Consider the following 22,648-nt stretch of genomic DNA (forward strand, 5'->3'; position numbering starts at 1 on the left):
CCGCCGAAGGCGGAGAGGGCAAAGCCCTCACTGAGCTCAGACTACAACCTACTTTTTAAGAACAAAATCGGCGAAAGCTCACTTGACATTCACCGGATTCGTCCGGCGTACGGTCCGCCAGCGCCAATCCCACGAATTTTCGAGCAGTAGAGTTCTCGTGAAGGAAGTCCTCCATCTGGGGATCGCTCATGTTGTAGGCGATCTGAAGCAGATGGATCCGGAGCATCAGTTCAAGAGGAAAGGGCTGCCGACCGCGGCGGCCTGACTCGTAGTAGAAGGGCTGAATCAGTGCCAGAAGGTCTGACCAGGGGACAAGCTTTTCCAACCGTTCGGTGAGGCGTTCCGTACGGGTTTTGCGGGTTTTCCGGCGAAGACTGGTTTCAAGGTCTGAAAACGAAAGCTGTTCCATCAGAAGCCTCTCGCAAATCTATTCATGATAGATATATTCTATCATATATTTGATATTTATGAAATCAGTGCATTATCTTTCGATTTGCTCAGAGCATCCTTGACCGTCATGAAGTTTTCCATCGAAGTCTTCCTTCCTGCAAAACGAACTGGATGCGAGTGTGAGTCTTAAGACAACTCAGGAATATGGTGCGTCAGCTTCAAAAGGAAAGCATCATGGCGAAATCAAGTTTTTCTTCCGCTATAGTTTCGACATAATAAAGTTTATAAAAAATCCATAATAATCAATACATTGATATTTTTTATATCTCTGAGATATTTATTCTGCAGCTGAAATCCGTCTGATAATCTTGCTTTTCAACTGCCTCGGCGCTTTCTTTTATTTCCAAAAATGAAGTCTTCCCGCAGCGTACGCCGCATCGCCGCCGTCCACGATCTTTCAGGCGTCGGCCGCGTCTCACTCACCGTCGTCATACCGATTCTTTCCACAATGGGCTTCGACGTTTGTCCGCTTCCGACGGCCATCCTCTCGAACCATACGCAGTACGAGAACTTTACGTTTCTAGATCTCACGGACGAAATGCCGGCGATCATTGATCACTGGGAAAAGCTCGGCGTCGACTTTGAAGCGATCTACACCGGATACCTCGGATCGCCGCGCCAGATAAGAATCGTCGCCGACTTTATCGAGCGCTTCCGAACGCCCGATACGCTCGTCGTTGTGGATCCGATGCTCGGAGACAACGGCAGGCTCTACAACAAAATCACGGATGAGATGGTAAGTGAAATGCGTACGCTCGCCGCGCGCGCCGACGTGTTGACTCCCAACCTCACCGAACTCTTCGCGCTCCTCAACGAACCTTTCCGGTCCGAATGCACGGGCGACGAATTGAAGGCCGCCATCACGGAGCTCACGAACTCCGGCCCTGACACCGTCATCATTACCGGCGTTCCGGTTCAGGGGAAGCCCAATCTCACCTCGGTCATTGCACGCAGCCGAACGGACGGCCGAACCTGGAAAGTCACGTGTCCCTATCTTCCGGCGCACTATCCCGGCACAGGCGACGCCTTCACAAGCGTCATTACCGGAAGCCTTCTCCAGGGAGACAGCCTCCCCATAGCGCTCGACCGCGCAGCGCAGTTCATCCTGCAGGGGATCCGCGCAACCTTCGGCTACCAGACCGACAACCGCGAAGGGATTCTGCTCGAACGGGTTCTCCAGAACCTGTCGCTCCCGATTCAGTCGGCCACCTATGAACTCGTTTGAAGAAAACCTTCCGCCGAAAAAACAAAGGCCTCGTGCGGCACCCGCCCGCAGGAGCGGAAGCCGCATGAGGCCTTGAATCAGACTTCTATGCAGTGCAATCAGGCGGCAAGGCGATTTCTCGCGATCGTCACCCAGATGGCCGCTCCGACCGCAAGCACGCGGTCATCGAAGTCAAAGCACGGATTGTGCAGATTCTTCGCACCGTAGGGCGCCTGACCGCCCAGGAAGCAGTAAGCGCCGGGTACCTCCTGGGAGAGGTAGGAAAAATCTTCGCTCGCCATCTGAGGAAGCTCGGCAAAGTCCGCGTTGGCGTCGCCCACCACCTCGCGCGCAGCGGCAAGGAATGCGTCCGAGAGCTTCGGGTCGCTCATGAGCACCGCCGCGATCGGGTCAAATTCGACTTTGGCTGAGACGCCACAGGAGATGGCGATGTGTTCAGCCACTTCACGAATGCGCTTTCTCAGAAGTTCGCCCGTTTCATTGGAGAAGAAGCGCGTGCAGCCGCCGATTTCAGCCGTTTCCGGAATGACGTTGAAGGCTGAACCCGTATGGATCTTCGTTACCGAAATCACCGCAGGATCAAGCGGCGCAATGTTTCTCGAAGCAATCTGCTGCAAAGCCGTCACAAGGAGCGACGCCGCGAGAACCGGGTCGGCAGAAAGATGGGGTGCCGACGCATGCGAGCCTTTCCCCTTCAGGTGAATGCTGAAGAAATCCTGTCCGGCCATCGTGGCGCCGTGGCGGCAGCGGACCTGGCCCACGGGGACGTCGGTCCAGTTGTGCATGCCGTAGATCTCGTCGCAGGGGAAGCGCTTGAAGAGACCATCCTTCATCATCTCAAGCGCGCCGCCTGCGCCTTCCTCGCCCGGCTGGAAGATGAGCACGATCGTGCCCTTGAAGTCCTTGTGCTGGGAGAGATATTCAGCAGCGGCAAGAAGCATCGTCATGTGGCCGTCATGCCCGCACCCATGCATCTTGCCCTGATTCTGAGACTTCCACTCGCAGCTTCCCTCCTCGGGCATCGAGAGCGCATCCATATCGCTTCGGAGCGCGATCGTGCGGCCGGGACCGAGATTCCCGTGAATCACGCCGACAACGCCCGTGCGCCCGACATGTTCCGTCACCTCAATTCCCCAGCTTTTGAGCTTTTCGGCGACCACGCCGGAAGTCCAGACCTCCTCGAGACCGAGTTCAGGATGACGGTGAAACTCATGACGCCACTTTGCATATTCCGCTTCGCGCGAACGAAGATCCTCAAGCACTGACATTTCTTTGGATTCCCTTCTTTGAGAAATTGCCCGGGGGACCTGATCCGGCGCCCGGGCTATGGAAAATTATGAGTTTTGATTTTCATCGAACGATGCGCGGCGGTCTTGCAAGCCTTGCCATCGAAGAGTCATCGGGCTCCAGAGCGCCTGCCGACTCGTAGGGCGTATCGTCCTCGTCGTCTTCGCTCACGATCCGATCGGCAATTTTGAGGAAAGGCGGCACGAGCGATTCCGTGCCGTCGTCCTCCATCGCCTCGAGCTCCGACTCCGTCGGTTCATGGACATCGAGGACCTTCACGGCAAACTGCAGACCAATGCCGGCAAGCGGATGGTTGGCTTCAAGCACCACCATGCCTTCAGCAATATCCGTCACGCGCCACGTGCGGCCATCAGGGGCTTCGCCCGGCACTTCGTCGACAACGGCGCCGGGTTCTAGAACCTCCGGATGTGCGAAATTCTCAGCCGGAATGAGCTTGATCGCTTCGGCGTCGTATTCGCCGAAAGCATCTTCGGGCTCAAGGTGAATCGAAAAGCCTTCCCCCGCAAAGCGCCCCTCAAGGGCCGCCTCAAGCTTCGGGAAAATGTCGCCGTTTCCGTGTAGATAAACAATCCCTTCCGGAGGCGTCTCTTCAAGGGTCTTGCCCGTCATGTCGGCCATCAGTACCGAGATCGTGACGAGCATGCCTTTGCGAATGCTTTCTGCCATATGTATCTATTGCGAATTAAAAAAGAATTGGAAATCAATTGCGCTCAAACGCGAGCTTCATGCCGAACAGAATGAGCACGAGGCCAGTTGTGCGATTGAGCCAGCGCCGGAAAGAGAGGCGCTCGAAAATCGGCCGTATTTTCTCCATCAGGAGCACAAGGACCGTGAGCCAGAGAATGCCGAGCACCGACCACGTAAGTCCTAAAAGTGCGAGCTGCGGCGCTGCAGGGAGCTTCGGATCTATGAACTGCGGGAAGAACGTGAGGACGAAAACCACAACCTTCGGGTTGAGAAGATTGCAGAAAAGACCGCTTCTGAAGGCCGAGAGCCCCGTCTTCCTCGATGCCTCAGGAGCAGGCATATTTTCTGACTTGTTCGGCCCCCCGGGCTTCTTTTGAAAGGATTCTCGGATAGCCCCGATGCCGAGCCAGAAAAGATAAACGGCCCCGGCCCATTTGAGAATGTTGAAGAGTTCCTGACTTCCCATGATGAGCGCGGAGATGCCGAGAATTGCGGCAGTCGTGTGAATCGCCACGCCCAGATTAATGCCGAGAAGGCAGAGAATGCCTGCCCGGCGTCCGTGTACCAGCGTTGTTCTCACCGTAATGGCGAAATCCGGACCGGGAAGGAGCGTAATCACAATCACCGCAGGAATAAAAAGCAGGTAATCGTTCCAGTTGATCACAGCTCAAAATCCTTCTTCCAGACGAGTGCAGCGTCCCTTGCGCCCGGAAGGAAAAGTCCTGCCGCGAGCACGAGTAGATTGACGAGCGGAATGCCGACCAAAAGCGCCCAGCCGCCTGAAATCCCGCAGTCGTGGCAGCGCCTTGCCGTCAGGACAAAAAGCGCAAAGGACCAGAATCCGGAGGCCCAGCTGTAGATCATGGCTATGCGCAGAAGCGCCTTATCCAAAATCCATTCGGCATCCGCGATGGGATCCATCAGCAGCCAGGCTGCGAACCCCAAAGCCGCCCAGAGGATGAGGCCGCGGGCAAAAGCAGCACGATCGGCGCGGATCTGGGGATTGAAAACGCGCAGAAAGACGAGTCCGAACCAGGCAAAAGCGGATACTGCCGGCATCAGTCCGGAACCCGCTCGATCAAGTACTGCGCAACGGTCCATCTGAGGCATGCTCCCTCAGAGCATCAGAATCCGACGCTTCCAGAGTTCGAATTCCTCTGCAGTGATTTTCTCTTTAGTGAGAAGCCGGCGGATTTTCTCGATGGCCTGCGCCTTTACCTGAGTCTGAAGCGCAAAGGAAAGCTGCGGGATGTCGATCGCGGCCTGTCGGTAGATGAGGCCGCAGGGGGAAGTATCTGCGAGCGGGCTCTGAGCGTCCTCTAGAGATGCTCCGGGCGCCGCTTCAGAAGCCCCGTCGGCCCGGGCTGCCGCCCGGGCTTCATTGAGTTCCGCCTCGGTATGAAGACCGAAGGCATTGAGCACCTTCGTCATGAAGGAAGCCATGGCGGAACGCTCCTCGCTTAGCGGAGCTGCTCGGCGAGCAGACCGAGGATGTTGGGCGCAACACCCGTCGCATCCTCACCGCCGTCCGGACCCTGAACCGTCACGCGGGTTTCAGCGCCTTCGCCCGAAAGATGGATGCGGTAGTTTGGCGCATCAATGACGGCGTCGGAGCTGAAGAGGTTCGTGAAGAAGCCGCGCTTTTCCTTCTGAGCGGCTTCATAAGCCGGATCAAGGTAGCGGACGAGGAACCAGCCGGCAGTGCGGTCGCGGTCGACCTGCTCGAAGCCCATGCGGTCAAGCACGAGCCCCATGCGGCGCCAGGCCTGGTCGAAATTGTCCGTGAGAACCACGGCGGCGGCCTTGCCGTCCGCGCCGTTCTCGATGCGGGCACGGGTCGCGACGGGCTCAACCTTGAACTGCTGCGCGAGTTCCTTCTGAGCCTCAGCTTCTGCTTCCGCGGAAGCATTGGGATTGAATTCAGCGTCGATGCGAAGCGCGAGGCGCTGGAGCATTTCCGCTTCCATCGTCGGATCCGTGGGACCCGGCTGCCAGACGGTGCTTTCCTTATCGGCGCCCGTCACCACCTCAACCATCGAGCGGTGCGAGATGTAGATGTCGGTCGTGCCGTCGTCATTGCGCTCCATGCGGGTGCGGTACTGATCCTGTTCGCCCGTGGAATATGCAAAGTCGATCACCTTGCCGATCGTGCGGCGGATGATGTCCTGAGGGAGCTTGGCTTTATTTTCGGCCCATTCGGTTTCCATGTAGCCCGTCTTCGGGTTCTGCTCGCGAACCACGAGACCGACGGAGGGCCAGAAGTCCTGCACCACAGACCAGAGCTGTTCGGGCGCGGCATTGACGCGCAGCCACCGGTCAGTTCCTTCCTTCATCACCTTCGCGCGGACGGTGAGCGGAACAATCTTGGAAGCGGTCGGCGCGTTCGCATCCGCCGCCTGACGGGCCTTCTCAGCCTCTGCGTTCGCGCTCACCACGCCCGGACGCGCCGGAACCTGAAAGCGGTTGTCATTCTGAATCGGCGTCAGATCGGGCGGAATTTCGAGATTCGCACGCGAGTTGGAGGACTCGTACTGAACCTTGTCGTCATTGAAGTCAATGCCGAGGAAGGTGCAGCCCGAAAGAGAGGCAATCGCCGCAGCAGCGGCGGCGAGGCGGAACGCGCGCATGGACATTCTTGTAATGGATTCCAAAAAAATCGTGTTTGCCTTCAGACAATTCCCGCAAAGGAACCGCGAAGGCGCTTGAAAGTCGGAAAATTTTATCAAAGCCGCGGGGCACCGAGGAGATTCGGAAGCGCCGTGGTGCAAATTGTTACCGAGCACCGAGCGAAATCGCCAGTTTTTCAACCGGTCCGGGCTTCATCCAGACGATGCGCTCAACGCCGTAATCGAGCTCGGTCAATCCTTCCTCATAGGCGACAATCCTCACGTCTGAAGGCGCGAGCCTGAGAAGCTCTCCCGGCAGAAGATAGTGGTCCGGATTTCTCGGCCTCCCCCAGATGCGCGTATTCACTTCCGTAAAGGTCTCCATGATGAAGAGTCCTCCGGGCGCCAGCGACGCGAAGTAGTGCGGGAAATGGGGACGGTGGAGATAGTTCGTGACGACGATCGCGTCGAACTGGTCCTCCCCATAAGGCCAGGGCTCGTTTTCAAGGTCCCGGCATTCGAGCGTAAGTCCCGGAGTGCCGGCGAGCGCTTCAACATGAGAGAGATCAATGTCGACCGCCGTCACCCGACAGCCCTTCATGAGAAAGAGCCCCGTATGGCGTCCTTCGCCGTAGGCGAGATCAAGCACCCTCGCACGGGCGGGAAGCTCATCGGCAAAGCGCATCACCCAGGCGGACGGATAGCGCATGCAGTTTTCCTTCGGGTTCTTGCAGACCGACATGATTCACGCTCCTCTTAAAGCACGAGATTGACGAGCCACTGCCCGAACATCAGGAAGGGTCGCACAAAGAAGGTCAGGCCGCCCCCGACCATGAGAACAAGGAGGATGATCATGCCGTAGGGCTCGATCCGGTCGAGCTGCTCGCCAGCGCGCTCCGGGAGGAGCCCCCTCAGAATGCGCCCGCCGTCGAGCGGCGGAATCGGGATGAGATTGAAGGCCATGAGCATGAGATTGACCGAGATCCCGGCAGAGCAAACGGAAAGCACGAACTTGTCGTAAATCCCGACCGCAACGCAGAGCTTCAGAAGAAGCGCCCAGACAATCATCTGAATGGCATTGGATCCGGGGCCGGCAATGGCAGTCAAAAGCATGCCCCGGCGCAGATTGCGGAAGTTCCATGGATTGATGGGCACGGGCTTCGCCCAGCCGAAAAGGAGGCCGCCCCCGCCCGTAAAGGCGGACATGAGAAGGAGCGCCCCCGGAATGGCGATGGTGCCCACGGGATCGATATGGGGGATGGGATTCAGCGTCACGCGGCCCATGCGCACGGCAGTCGGGTCGCCGCATTTCGACGCCGCCCAGCCGTGGGCGGACTCGTGAAGCGTGATCGCAAAAATGAGCGGGATAGCGTAGACGCAGACAAGCTGAATCGCGTGATAGAGGCTGTCCATGGTGTGGCTTGATGAAGATTCCTTGACGAGAGGAGAAATCTTAATGCAGGTTGCCCGCCGCTCAGCACCGCAGGACACATCGGCACACGAATCTTTTCTGATCTTCAATTTTGCCCAAAGCACAGCCATGCTTCACTGCGTCCGGGCGTGACGCATGGGTGTCGAAGAATGGTGAAGCTCGAAAAACATTCAGAGAGACTTTCCCATGGCATACGGATACAGCTCCTTCTACTACACCGCAACCAATGCGGCGCTCCGCGCCACTGCATTCATCGCATCCTGGCTCACGGTTCAATTCGGACTCGAAGGCGTCGAAGCCTGGAAGCCCGGGTTTACGATTTTCTCCGCTTTTGGAGAAACGTTCCGATTTGAGGCGCGCCGCCGCCGGCCTGAAAAGAACGGCATGATCCGCGCCGAATGGGTGCTTGAGCTCACTTCCTCAGGAGCTCCAAAGTGCGTGCTTGGGTTTTCCACAGCCTCGCTTCTCGGATCCTCCTCTTTTTCAGCGTTTTATTCGGCCGACCTCTCCTATCCGGGTTCTGCAGCGTTCCTTCGGAGCTACTACCGCTTCACCCGGGAATTCGCTCCCGGCCGAACCATGTCCGAGGATTTTGCTTCTCCGCTCTGCGATCGGTTTGAGTCGCCGCTTCTGCCTTATGAATCTCTGCCGCTTCTGGAGGCCAGAGATGTCCTTCCCAACATCCCTTTCCTTCACTCTCTCAGAAACGATGCGAAGCGCCGCAGCCTTGCACTCGCGATGGAATTCCTCGAAGGCGTTCGCCGCGTCCGCCGTCAGAAGGAAGATTTTCTCGACCGCAAGGCCGTAGAAGCGCTTGCGCCTGCTTCCTACCGCCGAACGAATGAGGCGCCGCTCACGGAAGAGGAGAAAATCCGGCTCCTTAAAGCTGAAACCGAAAGGAGCCTCCTCCTTGCGCTCCGAACCGATGAGGCATTCCAATGGCGCTCTTCGGGCGATTCGGCAAAAACCGCGCCTGCACCTCGCCTCAATCGAAAAATGCGCCGCGCGCTCGAAAAGAAAAACGCTCTATCGAAGACTGGGAACCAGCCTGCGACGAACGAAGCTCAGAATGCTCAGTCAGGCAGCGCGTCCTCTGAAACGGTGAATCAGGGCGAATCACCGGCGTTCGTCCCTGGGGAAAAAGAGACGCCGGAAATGCCGGACATTCACGCCGCAGCTGAATCCATATTCAGGGATGCGAAGACCGGCGCCCGGGAAGCGCGGCTCGAGCGCCTGAGCAGCATCCCCCCGAACGAGGAAGACGCTGCCCGGGAACGCGCACGCCTCGAAGAAAGACTCAAGGCTTCTCAGCTTCGCGAGGAAGCGCTCCAGGAGGCCCGGGAAAAGGAAGATGCCGAATTTGCAAGGCGTCTCGAGGATATCTCCAGGGAGGAACTCGAGCGCAGGCGCATCATGGCAGCAGAAGAGGAAGCGCAAAGAAAAACCGAACGCGAGAAAGCTTCTGACGAGGCGGCTGCAGAGAAGCCTGCGGACGAAGAAAAGGCGTCCGGGGAAAGCGACGCCCGGAGCGAAGCCACGGAAAGAAACCGCGCGAGAAGCGAGGCGCGGCGTGAGGAAATGCTCGCCCGGCGGGATGAGGTGCTTCGCCTGAGAAGTCAGAGCACGTTCGGCGACACTTTGGAGAAGGAGGAACGCGCGCCTTTAGAAGCTCCGAAGCGCGACAGCCTTCACGCCAATGGACACGGGCATCCGGAAGCGGGACCGCTCTCCGGGCGCCTCGGCAATCTCGCGAAAACGCTGGACCTTGTCGTCGCGGAAGCCTCTGCGATGGAAGCTGAAATTGCGCTTCTGCGCGAACAAGTGCTCCGCGAGGAAGCGCGCACGCAGCTCTGGAGAAGCGCGTACGAGGAGATTTCCCAAAGCCGTTCCGCCGCCTCGGGCGAAGCTTTTCGAAGAATCACGGCGAATCTCGTCACGCGTTCAAACTGGGAGCCTTCCGTTGAAGAGTGCCTACAGTATGTTGAGGCTTTTCGCCCGGACCGGGTGACGGTACTTGACTCCGCCTGGGAGTCGGCCCGCGAGAGCTCGCCTTTTCTTCTCGGGCGGCGGCTTTTGAGCCTCCTCATGCGGCTCGTCACCGACGCTGTGGACCAGAGAGCGGAAGGCGGCGACCGGCGCTTGTCGAGCGTCTTCTCAACGCGGGAATATTGCCCGAGGGAAACTCAGGAAACGCTTTCCGCCCGAGGCTATGCCAAACGCCGCACGTTCCGCTACATGGGGGAAAAGCTCCTCATGGAGCAGCACCTCCGGATCGGAAATTCAAGAGACCGTGGACGGTGCCTCAGAATCTACTTCGACTTTGCGAAAACTGATGGGCGCGTTCTGATCGGATGGTGCGGACGGCACCTCCCCTGCCTCTCCACCTGACGGGAGACTCGCTTCGGATGGTCTTTCTGAGACGGGAAGACCATCCGGATGTTCGTCAGCGAGCGCCTCAATCGATTCCATGCGGCTTCCCATGCGGCGGCTCTTGACCGACATCTGTTCGAGCGAGGACTGCGCCTCGCGGAACTTTTTCTCGACCACTTCAAACTGACGCGTGAAGCCCGCAAACTCCGTCTTCACTTCAGTGAGAATGCGCCAGACTTCGCCGCTTCGCTTTTCCATTGCAAGCGTCATAAAGCCCATAAGGAGGCTGTTGAGAAGCGCAGTAATGACCGTTGGTCCGGCGGGCGTAATGCGCAGTTCGCGCTGCAGCCGGTCGGCGAGCCCCGGGATCCGGAGCGCCTCGGCATAAAGTCCTTCCGAAGGAAGAAACATCACGGCAAATTCCGTCGTGACCGGAGGCTTCACGTATTTGTCCCGAATGGACTTTGCCTGCTTCAAAAGCGCCCGTTCAAGTCCCTTGCGGGCATCTGCCGCACGCGCGGGGTCGCCCGCACGTTCGGCTTCCTCGAGCATTTCCCAGTCTTCAAGCGGGAACTTGGAATCAATCGGCAGCCAGCAGGGATTCTCCATATCCCGGCCGGGGAGCCGCACGGCGAAATCGACCATTTCGCCGGACTTCGGATCAAGCTTCACCTGAGAGGCAAACTGACCCGGCGCGAGAACCTCTTCAAGAATGGCGTTGAGCTGCACTTCACCGAAGGTGCCGCGGGTCTTGACGTTCGCGAGAATGTTCTGAAGGCGCGCAACGTTTCTCGCCATCTGCCGCATTTCACCCAATCCCGTTTCCACGAGTCCGAGCTTTTCGTCAACGCGGCGAAAACTCGCCGAAATGCGCTCGGAAAGCGTCTTCTCGAGCTTTTCCTCGACGGTCGCGCGCATGGCTTCGAGCTTCTGCGCATTTTCCTCGCGCACCTTGCCGAGAGCCTGATCGAGCGTCGCGCGCATTTCCTTCAGCTCTTCATTCAATCGTTTCCCAAGTCCTTCGGCGGCACCCGCATTGGTTTCGAGCACCTTTGCAAAGCGCGCGTCCACCATGCCCTGAAGGCTCAGAAATTCCTTCGCGAGAATCGAGTTCATGCGCTCGAGCTCGCCCCGGGAGCTTGCTGAGAAATTCTGGAGCGTTTCTCCCGAACGCTTCTCTTCCTGAACGATGTAGTTGAGGAGCCCCGTCATGGCGGTGGTGAGCCTGGCATCCGTCTGAGCGATCTGAGAGGAAAGCTCACGGCGCACCTCCATCACGCCCTCCATGAGGGCATCGTTCCGATCATCCGCGTCATCGCGCCCGTGCCGCCGTTCGGTGAGAAGAATGGCAAGAAGCGCCGCGAGCGCGATGAAGGAAAGTGCAGAGAGAATCAGAACTGCAAAAAGAAGAGTGCTCGTCTGAGGCATGGAAGCGTTCGCTGGACAGAAAAAAGACCTGATCGAACGAAGATTCTATAGATCCCAGGAGAGCCGTCGGACCGGATTCGAGCGTCTCAGTCCGCTTTCTCAAGCGGCTTCTCTTTCGATTTTTTCGAGCTCCCTTTCTTCAGCCAGTTGGCAAAACGCTCGCCGAACGCTCTTGCAGCCTCCCCCGGAGAGAGTTTTTTGCGCTGCCTGCTTCTTGCCGTAGCCATTGCTTCCCCGGCGACCTTGGCGGCAGCACTCTGCACATCCTCTGCCTCTGCATTTTCAGCCGGCGCCCTGAGGCCGCCGAAGCGCACGGATTCAACGCTTCTTCTGTACTCTGCATCAAGGATGTCCCGCACGCTCATCATGCGCGACTCGGACTCGGCTTCGTCCTCTTCATGCTTGACAAGCTGCTCGACCGTCACGGCGGCGAGCGAAATCGATGCGATGAGGGGTTCGCAGAGCAGGAACACATTCTTGTCGGCCGGATCAAAGTCGCCTGCTTCGTCGAGCGTCTTCAGAAGCACCACCACCGGGAGGTCCTTATTGAGCTGCCGCACGACGGCGAGCACGCGTTCTGCCTCCACCACATCTGCCGCGGGCATGACGAGGGCGCCCGCACGGGTCACATGCGCCTGCACAAGAACCATCGGGTCCGTGGGATCTCCCACGATCACGCCGAAGCCGTCAGCCCGAAGCTCTTCCAAAGGATCGGAAGGATTGCAGATCACGATGGTGCGCCGGCCTTCCTTCTTCATTGTCTGGAAAAGCTCGCGCGCAACCTCGGAGGCGCCGATGACGATCACCTGGCCGTCTAGCATCTCCCGAGGCGTGTCTGCAGGGAGCTGGGAGAAAGGCGGCTGCCGCATGGCAGCCTTCCTCGCCCACTTGAAGTGCGTCACCAGAAACTGCCGGATGTGAGGCGCAGCGAGAAAGAGAAGCGGATTCAAGGCAATCGTCATGATGGACGCGGCGACGATGACGCTCATGATGCTCGCGTCGACAAGCTTCAATGCAATGCCCTGCCCGGCCAGAATGTAGCTGAATTCGCCGATCTGCCCGATCGAGGAGCCAATCGTTAAGGCGGTATCAAGCGGCCACCTGAGAAGCACGACGATCGTCGTCGAAAAGGTCATCTTGCCGACCATGATGATGAGAACGACAAGGAAGATCTCAAGGGGCTTCTCAAGGAAAACGTGCCAGTCGAGCATCAGGCCGACCGAAACGAAGAAGAGCACCGAAAAGGCATCCTGCAGCGGAAGGGACTCCTGAGCCGCACGGTGCGCAAAGCGGCTCTCCTGCATCACCATGCCGGCCAGGAACGCCCCGAGCGCGAAGCTCACGTCGAAAATGGCGCCCGCGCCGTAGGCAATAACAATGGCGGCGCCGAGAACAGAGAGGGTAAAGAGCTCTCGCGATCCCGTGCGGGCCACTTCCCTCAACATCAGCGGCAAGAGCTTTCTTCCCACCACCATCATGAGGGAGACGAAGACGGCGGCCCAGGCAAGGGTCTTCACGATGTCAAGAAGAACGCCCAGCAGCGAAACCGTCTGATCGCCGTGAACGGCAGCCGCAAAGGGCGGCAGACAGACGAGGAGAATGACGGAAACCAGGTCCTCCATCACAAGCCAGCCGAGCGTCGCCTGCCCGTTCATTTCGTTCGTGAGCTTTCGAAGTTCAAGCGCCTTCGTGACCACCACGGTCGAAGCGCCGGCGATGGAGAAGCCGAAGAGCACGGCCGCACCGAAATCCCAGTGCCAGAATCCCATTGCAACGCAGGCGGCGAGCGACGCCGCAATCACCATCTGCGTCGGTGCTCCCGGTATGGCCACGCCCTTCACGCGCACCAGGTCGTGCACGGAAAAATTCAGACCGACTCCGAACATGAGGAGCATGACGCCGATTTCGGCAAGCTGCTCAATCATTTTCGGATTGACGGGCGGCAATCCCGGAAGGACGCTCGCCGCAAGACCCGCGAGAATGTAGCCGACAAGCGCCGGAGCACGGAAAAACTTTTCGGCAACGTAACCGAAAGGAAGCGCCAGCCCGAAGCCGGTGACCAGGCTGGTAATCAGGGAATAATCGTCCACTTTGCGCGTTCCCGAAGGATCCTGCTTTTTGATAGCGGAAGTTTAGCGCTCTACCGATCCTTGTGCGACAAGGAATCCCAAAGTATGTTTACAAGTTGTTTACGTCGTGGAATTCAAAAAGCGCCGCGTGGATGAATCCATCCGCGGCGCTTGATTGAAAGGCGACAGAAACCTATGCGTTACTGCGCGGTCGGGACCTTGCCGACAACGCCCTTCGCAAGCCAGTTCATATTGAGAAGCTCTTCATCGGTAGCGGTCTTCCCTTCAGGAACACGGACCTTGCCTTCATTGTCGACGATCGGACCGGTAAAGGGCGAAAGCTCGCGCTTTTCCATCTTTTCGTAGGCAGTCTTGATGTTTTCGACCACATTCTGGGGCGTCGAGGGAGCGATGTCCACGAGCGCCACCATGTGTTCAGGAATGCCGCCCCAGACGGAATCGGGCTTCCAGGTGCCGTCCATCACGGCCTTCACGCGGCCCGAGTAGTACTCGTGCCAGGACTGCACGACGCCGCCCAAGAGCATCGTGGGCGCAACGCGCTTCATCGCCGTGTTGTAGGAAATCACGGGGATCTTCAGATCCTCGCAGGCGGCGGCAACTGCGGGCGAGTCGGTGTGGTGCGTGAGCACGTCGGCCTTCTGGCCGACCAGGGTCTTCGTCGCATCGGCTTCCTTGCCCGGGTCGTACCAGGAGGAGGTCCAGACCACGCGAACCTCAATATTGGGGTTCACGCTCTGAGCGCCGAGCGTAAAGGCATTGATGCCCTGAAGGACTTCAGGAATCGGCACCGCAGCGACGTAGCCGAGGACATTCGTCTTCGTGGTGGCGCCGGCGAGCTTGCCCGCAAGGTAGCGCCCTTCATAGAAGCGCGCCGTGTAGTTGCCGACGTTGGCGGCGGTCTTGTAGCCCGTCGCGTGCTCGAACTTCACGTCCGGGAATTCCTTGGCGACCTTGAGGACGGAATTCATGTAGCCGAACGAAGTCGCGAAGATGAGCTTGTTGCCCTGCTGCGCGAGGTCGCGCAGCACGCGCTCGGAGTCGGCGCCGGCGGGAATGTTTTCAACCGTCGTCACCTTGATCTTGTCGCCGAATTCCTTCTCGAGTTCCTGACGGGCGAGGTCATGCTGGCGGGACCAGCCCTCCTCGCTCGCGGGGCTCACGTAGACGAAGGCGATCTTGAGGGGGCCCTGGGCCGTCTCAGCCGCCTTGGGAGCATCCGCGGTCTTCGCGGCCTGAGGGGCCTCGGTCTTGTCGCCGCAGGCGGAAAGCATGAGGGCCATGGCGCCGGCAAGGGCGAGCTTGAAAGCAATGCGCTTCTGCATGAAGGATTCCTTTTATGGAAGAAAAGTATTCAGCAAAAGCGGCTCCGAAACCGAAGCCGCTTGATTAAAAAGTTGCTCTTTAGTTCATCGTCGGGAGCTTGCCGGCGACGCCCTCAACCAGATAACCCATCGTGAGGAGATCCGAATCGGTAGCCACCTGACCGGCCTTCAGGACTTCCTTGCCGGTGTTGTCGACGATCGGGCCGGTGAAGGGATGGAATTCACGCTTTTCCATCTTTTCGGTCGCCGCCTTGATATCGTCGACCACGCTCTGCGGGGTGGTCTTCGCAATGTCGACGAGCGCCACCATGTGTTCAGGGACGCCGCCCCAGACGGACTGCGGCTTCCAGGTGCCGTCCATGACGGCCTGGATGCGGCCTTCATAGAAGCTGTCCCAGATCTGGATGACGCCTCCGAGGAGCATCGTGGGCGCCGCACGCTTCATCGAAGTGTTGTAGGAAATGACCGGGATCTTCGCTTCCTCGCAGGCTGCCGCTACGGCGGAGGAATTCGTGTGGTGCGTGATCACGTCGGCCTTCTGTCCGATCAGGGACTTCGTCGCATCGGATTCCTTCCCCGGGTCGTACCAGGCAGAGGTCCAGACGACGCGGACCTCAACATTGGGATTCACGCTCTTCGCGCCCAGCGTAAAGGCATTGATGCCCTGAAGCACTTCAGGAATCGGGAGCGCGGCGACGTAGCCGAGAATGTTCGTCTTCGTGGTTGCGCCGGCGAGCTTGCCCGCAAGATAGCGGGCTTCATAAAAGCGCCCGGAGTAGTTGGCGACGTTTTCAGCGGTCTTGTAGCCCGTCGCATGCTCGAACTTGACGTCCGGGAACTCCTTCGCAACCTTGAGAACGGAATTCATGTAGCCGAACGAAGTCGCGAAGATGAGCTTGTTGCCCTGCTGCGCGAGGTCGCGCAGAACGCGTTCAGCGTCGGCGTTCTCGGGGATGTTTTCGACCGTCGTCACCTTGATCTTGTCGCCGAACTTCGCTTCCGCAGCGCGGCGGGCGATGTCGTGCTGCGTCGACCAGCCTTCCTCGTTCGCCGGGCTCACGTACATGAAGGCAACCTTGAGCGGCTCACTGGCCTTCGGCTGAGGAGCCGCATCGGCCGCCTTGGCGGGCGCGCCCGACTGCGCGGGAGCCTTGGGAGCCTCCTTTTCGCCGCAGGCCGTAAGCATGAGAGCGGCCGCGCCGGCGAGCGCGAGCTTGAAAGCAAAACGCTTGTTCATTTTTTTCAAAACTCCAAGAAGTTAAAAAGGAAAAAAAGGCTCACGCGCTCCTTCAGCTTCTCGGCGCGAAAGGCTTGCCGAGAGAAGCGGGAACATTGAGACGGATCCACTGAGGATTGCGCGAAATCAGAACGAGCACGAGGATGGTCGCGAGATAGGGCGTCATCGCCATGAACTGCGGTGAAATCGAAATGCCCATGCCCTGGAAGGCAAACTGCAGCATGGTCACGCCGCCGAAAAGATAGGCGCCGACGACGACGCGAAGGGGCCGCCAGGTGGCGAAGGTGACAAGCGCAAGCGCAATCCAGCCGCGGCCGGCGGTCATCCCTTCAACCCAGAGGGGCGTATAGACGAGCGACAGGTAGGCGCCCGCCACGCCCGCACAGACGGCGCCGAAAAGAACCGCGAGAAGGCGGATCCGGAGAACCGGGAAGCCGAGCGCGAAGGCCGACTGCGGCGCCTCGCCCACGGCGCGCAGAATGAGGCCCGCGCGCGTCCTGAAGAGGAACCACCAGACTGCGGCGATGAGAATCAGAGCGCCGTAGACAAAGAAGTGCTGCGAAAAGAAGGCTTCGCCGAGGAACGGAATGTTTTCGAGCCCGGGGATGCCGGAAGCGGCGCGCTCGGAGAGCGCCTGCCCCTGGAGGGGCTTCCCGATAAAGGCCGAGAGACCGGTGCCGAAGAGCGTGAGCGCGAGGCCCGCAGCGTACTGGTTGGCGTGCATGCCGAGCGTGAAGAACGCAAAAAGAAGCCCCAGCAGAAGGCCGACCCCGGCGCCCGCCAGAAAGCCGAGCGCGAAGCTTCCCGTCGCGAGCGTCGTCGAAAAGCCGATCACGGCGCCCATCAGCATGATGCCTTCGATGCCGAGATTGAGAACGCCCGACTTTTCATGAATCACAATGCCCGCGGCGGCAAGCAGAAGCGGCGTTCCGGCATTGAGCGTGGAGGAGATGATAGAAGCGGCGAGTGACATGTCAGGCGCCCTCCGTCGTACGGCGTTCAGTAAAACCGCGCCAGGAGAGCCGGTAGAAGATCGTGGTGTCGCAGGCGAGGATGAAGAAGAGGAGGAGCCCCTGATAGACCCCGGTGATGGATGAAGGGAGCCCGAGGCGGCTCTGGGCGAGTTCGCCGCCGAGGTAGAAGAGCGCCATCACGAAGGCGGCGGGAATGCAGCCGAGCGGCGACAGACGGCCGACAAAGGCCACGATGATCGCGGCAAAGCCGTACCCCGGAGAGATCGTGGGGGTGAGCTGTCCGAGCGGGCCCGAAGCCTCAATGCCGCCGGCAAGCCCCGAAAGCGCGCCGCAGATGATGAGCGACGCCCAGATGAGCTTCCCCGGATGGTAGCCCGCGTAGCGCGCGGCAAATGGCGCCATGCCGGAAACCTTGAACTGGAATCCGAGCGCCATGCGGTCCATGAGAATCCAGATGCCGAAAGCGGCGATCAGGGCAAAGAGCGCGCCCAGATGAAGGCGCGTGCCTTCAATCACAGGGAGCATCGCGCCCGATTCGAAGAGTTCGGTCTGCGGGAATCCGTAGCCCTGCGGATCGCGCATCGGCCCCTGCACGCACCAGGCGAGAAGGAACTGCGCGACGTAGACGAGCATCAGGGATACGAGAATTTCGTTCGCGTGGAACTTGTGCCTCAGGAGCGCCGTGAGGCCGCCCCAGACTGCGCCGCCGAAGGCGGAGGCAAGCATCACGACGATGACGTACCACTTCCCGAACGAGGGTTCGCAGAGGAGCGCTGCGATGCCGCCCGTGATGGCGCCGGCAATCAGCTGACCTTCCGCGCCGATATTCCAGATATTGGCCTTGAAGCAGACGACGAGGCCCACGGCGCAGAGAAGGAGCGGCGTCATCTTGACGCCGACCTCAGTCCAGCCGCGAAGGCTGTCGAGGGGCGCGATGAAGAAGATGCCGAGCGCGCGGATGGGATCCTGGCCGAGCGCGGCAAAAAGACAAAACCCCGTGAGCACAGTGAGCGCAAGCGCAATCAGGGGGGAAATCCATGAAAGCGCGCGGGCGGGCTCAGTACGCGGCGTCATGGCGATCGGGAACTGCAGCATGATCAGCGCACCTCCGTGTGAGTCTTGCTGAAGGGAGAATCAGGCCAGAGTCCGGACATCCAGCGGCCGACCTCCTCGATGGTGAGGGTCTTCTTGGGTACGGCAGGCGACAGCGCGCCGCGGTACATGACGGCGATGCGGTCCGAAACCTCAAAGAGTTCGTCGATTTCCTCGCTCACGACGATGATCGCGGCGCCGTCGTCGCGCAGACGGATGAGGCTGTTGCGGATGACGGCGGCGGCGCCCACGTCGACGCCCCAGGTCGGCTGATGCACGAGGAGAACGCGCGGACGATTGAGGATCTCGCGGCCCATGATGAATTTCTGCAGATTGCCGCCCGAGAGGCTCCCGGCGGCTTTTTCCGCTGTCGGCGTCTTAACGTGGAAGCGCTCAATCACCGTATTGGCGAACTGACGGGCCTTGTCGCGAAGAATGAAGCCGCTTCTCACGAGCGAGTCGCCCGTGAGGTACGTGTTGGCCGTGAGCGAAAGCTCCGGCACGGCGGCGTGGCCGAGACGCTGCTCGGGCACATAGCGAAGGCCTGAGATGCGGCGGGCATGCGTGTCGAGGTTCCCGACGGGCTTACCGAAGAGCTTCACGCAGTCGGGGGGCGTTGCTGCTTCGCCCGCGGCAGCCGCCATGAAGCGCGCCTGACCGTTGCCGGAAATGCCAGCAATGCCGACGATTTCGCCCGCACGGACGGCAAGATTCACATCGCTCACGCCGCAGACGCGCGTGCTTCCCGGAAGGGTAACGCCGCACATCTCGAAAATAACGTCGCCCGCCTGACCGGCGGCCTCGCGCACCTTGGGAGGATCGGCGCCGATCATCTGGCGCGCGAGCTCCTCCTCGGTCTCTTCCTTCGGATTCACCGTAGCGACGACGCGGCCGGCGCGAAGCACGACGCAGCGGTCGGCGAGTTCCCGGATTTCATCGAGCTTGTGAGAGATGAAGAGAATGGAAACGCCCTCGGAGGCGAGCTGATGAAGGGTCTTGAAGAGCGTGCGGACTGCCTGAGGCGTGAGGACCGAGGTCGGCTCGTCAAGAATGAGCAGCTTCGGCTTCGTCATGAGCGCGCGCAGAATCTCAACGCGCTGACGCTCGCCCATGGAGAGCTCCATCACGATCGAAGCCGGATCGACCTCAAGACCGTACTTTTCGCCGAGCTTGCGGATCTCTTCTGCAATCTGGGCGGGAGAGAGCTTCCCGGAAAGGCCGAGCGCCACATTCTCCGCAACGGTGAGCGTATCGAAGAGCGCAAAGTGCTGGTGCACCATTGCAATGCCGAGCTCGCGGGCTTCGGCCGGACTTTCTACTGCGAGGGGCTTGCCGTCAAAGGAAATCTCACCCTCGTCGGGGCGGGCTGCGCCGTAGATGATCTTCATCATCGTGGATTTGCCCGCGCCGTTCTCGCCCAGGATGGCGAGGACTTCTCCGGGGGCAATCTCGAGAGAGACGCCGTCGTTGGCGACGATGCCCGGATAGCGCTTCGTAATGTTGCGAAGGCTCAGTCTTGGTGTCATGCCGATGTCTTCCGGCGCTTCAGGCGGCCGGATCTGGTGGAGTTGAACCGGGGTATCGGCCGCGAACTCCCGGGGAAAGCCGCCTTATGGAAGCCGGAGATCATCTCTCCCGCCAGCCGCAGACTCCTTTTTCTCCCGGAAAATGCCGATTTGTTTGAAGCCATTTATTGTAACTGTTCATGTATGGAAAATGGCGTGCGGCAAACGAACGCAAGCACCGTGAATCCGCTATTAAAGACATCCGTCTCACGATTGCAGGCAGCATCCCGCATAAGCGGTATTCTTAAAAAAAAGCCCTTGCACTGAATCGATGAGAACGGCAGAATTCTTCTTCTCAGTGCGCCAGTAGCTCAGTTGGATAGAGTATCTGGCTACGAACCAGAGGGTCGTGGGTTCGAATCCTGCCTGGCGCACCAACAGACAATATGCCTTGCCGCATGTACGAACAATGATGCGGAGAAGTGGCAGAGAGGTCGAATGCACACCCCTGCTAAGGGTGCAGGTCCAAAATTGCGGGCCTCGAGGGTTCGAATCCCTCCTTCTCCGCCACTAATTACAAAAACTGCAGTTTTGTAATTAGTGGTAAGCACTTGAAACTGCAGTGGATTAAAGGCTTGAAGCGATTGAGTTTCAAGCCTTTTTTCTTATCTGTGGAAATTTTGCAACACGCTTACAAAATTACTAAACAGAACCTTTTGTAACCGTACAAAACCTTACAGGACCTGCATTTTTGGTGACCCTTTTGGTGCCCCTCTGAAGCTCGATAAGATCGGATTTAGCGCAGTTTTCGTCGTTTTTGAACCTTTTCGACCATGCCTAAATTCGTCACTCCGATGCCGCTCGTCATCTTCCGGCAACTCAAGTCACCGGGCTTTTATCCGCTCGGCGGTGTCCAAGGGCTCTACCTCCGCATTCGCGGAGCCTCAGAAAGCTACATCCTCCGGTATCAAGACACATTCGGCAAGCGGCGCAGCATGTCTCTCGGACTCCGTCGCTCCATGTCGCTTTCCGAAGCTCGCACTAAAGCTACGGAAATCAGGGCGCGCCTGTCTGAGGGCATCAATCCAACGCCCACACGCGCAACTCGTCGGAAGGCAAAGACTCAGCAATCGTCTTCAAAGACCGCTCCCACCTCCAAAACTTTCGCGGAGGTCATGGATTTGTGGCTGAAATACCGCGTGGAAAACAACTACTGGGTAAACGACCGGAAAGAGCCTTACGCCACGTCCAACCTTCTTGCCAGGCATGTGCTACCTCGCCTCGGTGACATCGGTATCAACGCAATTACCGTTGAAGACATCCGTGACGTCCTTGCCCCGATTTGGACTACAAAAACCATCACTGCGAAGAAAGCGTTGCGGAACATCAGAGCGATTCTGAACTGGGCCCGAGCGATGAACTACAGCTCATCAGCTGAAGATTTGTGTTCTCTACAAGGCCCTCTCGGCGTTCTCATGGAAGGCGCTCGTAAGAACGCCGTCCGCAAAGAAAATTTCGCAGCTCTCCCCTACGATAGGATTCCTTCGTTCATTCAAGCGCTTTACCACCTGGAAGGTACGAGTCGCTGGATGATGATGTTCGCCATCCTTACAGCAAGCCGCATGAAGGCTGTTCGCCTAGCCACCTGGGGCGAAATTGACGTTGAGAAGCGAATCTGGGAAATTCCGCCCGAGCACGACAAAATCAAGGACCCCAAGCGAGACCGTACTATCTATCTGTCGCAGCAAGCGATCGAGGTTTTGGAAAAGGTTCGCCCAAACCTACCTAGGGCGGACGACTTGATCTTCAAGGCCGACAATGGCGGTAGCTTTTCCGACGCAGCAACAACTGCCTTGATCCGCAGAATGCACGCCAGACAAAAAGCGCTAGATGGAACCGGGTGGATTGACCCGGACAAGTCCAAGCGCGAAGGCAAGATTTGCATCGTCACGGCACACGGTACAGCACGCAGCGGCTTTCGCACGTGGGCCAAGGACGACCGTCTCGGCAACAACCGCCGGTACGATCAGGAAGCGGCTGAGCTTTGCCTGTTGCACTGTAAAGCTTCTGACGACTACCACGGAGCCTACGACCGAGCTCGCCTAAGCACGGAGCGACAGCGATTGATGAATGACTGGGGGAAGTTTTGCTTTTCGCTCGTCACAGACAAGTGCTAAGGATTTCTTTGATGTACGAGGCAAAGCCATTGCAAAGCGGCAACTTGTTCCAAAATGGAACTCGTTCGCCAAACGGCCGACATATCGTCAACCGAAGGGGCAAACCAATGTGGAGTGGTTTCAGTCTTATTGAATGAAACCACTCCACAAACTTTAGAGGGGAACGACTGGTCCAGTCTTTCCCCTCCCTCTATTCAATCCGGCGGCAAGTCATTAAGAAGTAACGCAGGTCGCCGTTCTTGCCTCATCAGAAATTCCAGCGCATGCCGACGCTGTATTTGAAATCTTCAGCATAGTCGCTGCCGCTAGAACGCTCAAGAACTCCGTAGAAGGACAGATTCTTCGACGTATCGAACTGCGCTCCAAGGCCGTAGGAAACCCAGGTACTGTCGAGCGAATCGGACAACTTGCGGGCAACGCCGGCTGCCGGCGTCACGGTCGCATCAACGTCTCCAAGGAACTCATGGTTGACGGACACCGTGGCATAGATCGATGCCCCCTCCGCCATTTCAGCGCCTGCTCGGAAGCCGATGCGCCCGGTCAACGACTGGAAGTCGTCCTGGCTTACGGTAACGCCGTTGGAGCTCGAGTAATCCTCGCCGAGGATATAGCCGTAGGCCACTTCCACCTGGGGTTCGACGTAGAAGCGTCAACTTCCAGCGTTTTTCTACTCCCTACCCAGAGGTAGCTTAAAAACGGCAACGGTTGCCTGAAATAACCACAAAAATGACTTGCGCTTCGTGCG

Annotated in this window: 19 protein-coding genes, 2 tRNA genes and 1 pseudogene; 5 read left to right on the plus strand and 17 right to left on the minus strand. The window is 58.7% G+C overall.

What is annotated here, in order from left to right; genetic code table 11:
- Positions 1-55: 55 nt before the first annotated feature.
- Positions 56-409, minus strand: coding sequence for a transposase (locus tag GBM95_RS06455; RefSeq protein WP_226963190.1), 354 nt, complete (start codon positions 407-409; stop codon positions 56-58).
- Positions 410-799: 390 nt separating this feature from the next.
- Here GBM95_RS06455 and GBM95_RS06460 point away from each other — a divergent pair, with 390 nt between their 5' ends.
- Entirely contained in the window at positions 800-1,675 is an 876-nt protein-coding gene (locus tag GBM95_RS06460) for a pyridoxamine kinase (protein ID WP_152158349.1), read from the plus strand.
- Positions 1,676-1,773: 98 nt separating this feature from the next.
- Here the strand turns inward: GBM95_RS06460 and GBM95_RS06465 are convergent, their stop codons facing one another.
- The 8 genes from GBM95_RS06465 to GBM95_RS06500 form a co-directional block, all read right to left on the minus strand.
- Positions 1,774-2,943: a M20 aminoacylase family protein gene (locus GBM95_RS06465; protein WP_152158350.1), complete on the minus strand. Its 1,170-nt coding sequence runs from the start codon at positions 2,941-2,943 to the stop codon at positions 1,774-1,776.
- An 82-nt stretch (positions 2,944-3,025) separates the two neighbouring features.
- Positions 3,026-3,649, minus strand: coding sequence for an FKBP-type peptidyl-prolyl cis-trans isomerase (locus tag GBM95_RS06470; RefSeq protein WP_152158351.1), 624 nt, complete (start codon positions 3,647-3,649; stop codon positions 3,026-3,028).
- Between the two features lie 34 nt (positions 3,650-3,683).
- On the minus strand, positions 3,684-4,334 hold the full coding sequence (locus tag GBM95_RS06475) for a LysE family translocator (RefSeq protein ID WP_152158352.1): 651 nt from the start codon (positions 4,332-4,334) through the stop codon (positions 3,684-3,686).
- Positions 4,331-4,729: a DUF805 domain-containing protein gene (locus GBM95_RS06480; RefSeq protein WP_193222607.1), complete on the minus strand. Its 399-nt coding sequence runs from the start codon at positions 4,727-4,729 to the stop codon at positions 4,331-4,333. The genes GBM95_RS06475 and GBM95_RS06480 overlap by 4 nt, the downstream gene beginning before the upstream one ends.
- A 57-nt stretch (positions 4,730-4,786) precedes the next feature.
- Positions 4,787-5,113 carry a hypothetical protein gene (locus GBM95_RS06485; protein ID WP_152158354.1) on the minus strand — a complete coding sequence of 109 codons (327 nt, stop codon included), beginning with the start codon at positions 5,111-5,113 and terminating at the stop codon, positions 4,787-4,789.
- A gap of 17 nt (positions 5,114-5,130) precedes the next feature.
- Entirely contained in the window at positions 5,131-6,297 is a 1,167-nt protein-coding gene (bamC, locus tag GBM95_RS06490) for an outer membrane protein assembly factor BamC (RefSeq protein ID WP_226963191.1), read from the minus strand.
- Between the two features lie 145 nt (positions 6,298-6,442).
- On the minus strand, positions 6,443-7,018 hold the full coding sequence (locus GBM95_RS06495) for a class I SAM-dependent methyltransferase (protein ID WP_226963192.1): 576 nt from the start codon (positions 7,016-7,018) through the stop codon (positions 6,443-6,445).
- Positions 7,019-7,032: 14 nt separating this feature from the next.
- Positions 7,033-7,689, minus strand: coding sequence for a site-2 protease family protein (locus GBM95_RS06500; protein ID WP_152158356.1), 657 nt, complete (start codon positions 7,687-7,689; stop codon positions 7,033-7,035).
- Positions 7,690-7,894: 205 nt separating this feature from the next.
- Between GBM95_RS06500 and GBM95_RS06505 the strand changes: the two genes are divergently transcribed.
- Positions 7,895-10,096: a hypothetical protein gene (locus GBM95_RS06505; protein ID WP_152158357.1), complete on the plus strand. Its 2,202-nt coding sequence runs from the start codon at positions 7,895-7,897 to the stop codon at positions 10,094-10,096.
- On the opposite strand, the gene GBM95_RS06510 is transcribed toward GBM95_RS06505, so the two are convergent.
- From GBM95_RS06510 to GBM95_RS06540, 7 genes are all read right to left on the minus strand, one after another.
- Positions 9,989-11,506, minus strand: coding sequence for a DNA recombination protein RmuC (locus GBM95_RS06510; RefSeq protein WP_152158358.1), 1,518 nt, complete (start codon positions 11,504-11,506; stop codon positions 9,989-9,991). The genes GBM95_RS06505 and GBM95_RS06510 overlap by 108 nt on opposite strands.
- 86 nt (positions 11,507-11,592) lie before the next feature.
- The gene (locus tag GBM95_RS06515; protein ID WP_152158359.1) at positions 11,593-13,596 is read right to left on the minus strand and encodes a cation:proton antiporter; all 2,004 of its coding nucleotides are present in this window, start codon (positions 13,594-13,596) and stop codon (positions 11,593-11,595) included.
- A gap of 179 nt (positions 13,597-13,775) precedes the next feature.
- Entirely contained in the window at positions 13,776-14,918 is a 1,143-nt protein-coding gene (locus GBM95_RS06520) for a BMP family ABC transporter substrate-binding protein (protein WP_152158360.1), read from the minus strand.
- A 79-nt stretch (positions 14,919-14,997) separates the two neighbouring features.
- A complete protein-coding gene (locus GBM95_RS06525; RefSeq protein ID WP_152158361.1) occupies positions 14,998-16,155 on the minus strand; it encodes a BMP family ABC transporter substrate-binding protein in 1,158 nt (385 codons plus the stop codon).
- Between the two features lie 52 nt (positions 16,156-16,207).
- Positions 16,208-17,128 (minus strand): ABC transporter permease, encoded by a 921-nt coding sequence (locus tag GBM95_RS06530; protein ID WP_152158363.1) that lies wholly within the window; start codon positions 17,126-17,128, stop codon positions 16,208-16,210.
- Position 17,129: 1 nt separating this feature from the next.
- Positions 17,130-18,224, minus strand: coding sequence for an ABC transporter permease (locus tag GBM95_RS06535; protein WP_152158364.1), 1,095 nt, complete (start codon positions 18,222-18,224; stop codon positions 17,130-17,132).
- Between the two features lie 2 nt (positions 18,225-18,226).
- Positions 18,227-19,747 carry an ABC transporter ATP-binding protein gene (locus tag GBM95_RS06540; RefSeq protein ID WP_152158367.1) on the minus strand — a complete coding sequence of 507 codons (1,521 nt, stop codon included), beginning with the start codon at positions 19,745-19,747 and terminating at the stop codon, positions 18,227-18,229.
- Between the two features lie 339 nt (positions 19,748-20,086).
- On the opposite strand from GBM95_RS06540, the gene GBM95_RS06545 reads away from it, so the two are divergent.
- The 3 genes from GBM95_RS06545 (at position 20,087) to GBM95_RS06555 (ending at position 21,903) form a co-directional block, all read left to right on the plus strand.
- Positions 20,087-20,163, plus strand: a tRNA-Arg gene (locus GBM95_RS06545).
- A gap of 39 nt (positions 20,164-20,202) precedes the next feature.
- Positions 20,203-20,296: transfer RNA gene (locus tag GBM95_RS06550), tRNA-Ser, on the plus strand.
- 263 nt (positions 20,297-20,559) lie between these two features.
- Positions 20,560-21,903 carry a tyrosine-type recombinase/integrase gene (locus tag GBM95_RS06555; protein WP_152158368.1) on the plus strand — a complete coding sequence of 448 codons (1,344 nt, stop codon included), beginning with the start codon at positions 20,560-20,562 and terminating at the stop codon, positions 21,901-21,903.
- Between the two features lie 247 nt (positions 21,904-22,150).
- On the opposite strand, the pseudogene GBM95_RS06560 reads toward GBM95_RS06555, so the two are convergent.
- A pseudogene (locus tag GBM95_RS06560) lies at positions 22,151-22,537 on the minus strand (autotransporter outer membrane beta-barrel domain-containing protein); the annotation flags it as partial.
- Positions 22,538-22,648: the final 111 nt, after the last annotated feature.

Source organism: Sutterella seckii, assembly GCF_009183815.1.
Classification (GTDB): Bacteria; Pseudomonadota; Gammaproteobacteria; order Burkholderiales; family Burkholderiaceae_F; genus Sutterella; species Sutterella seckii.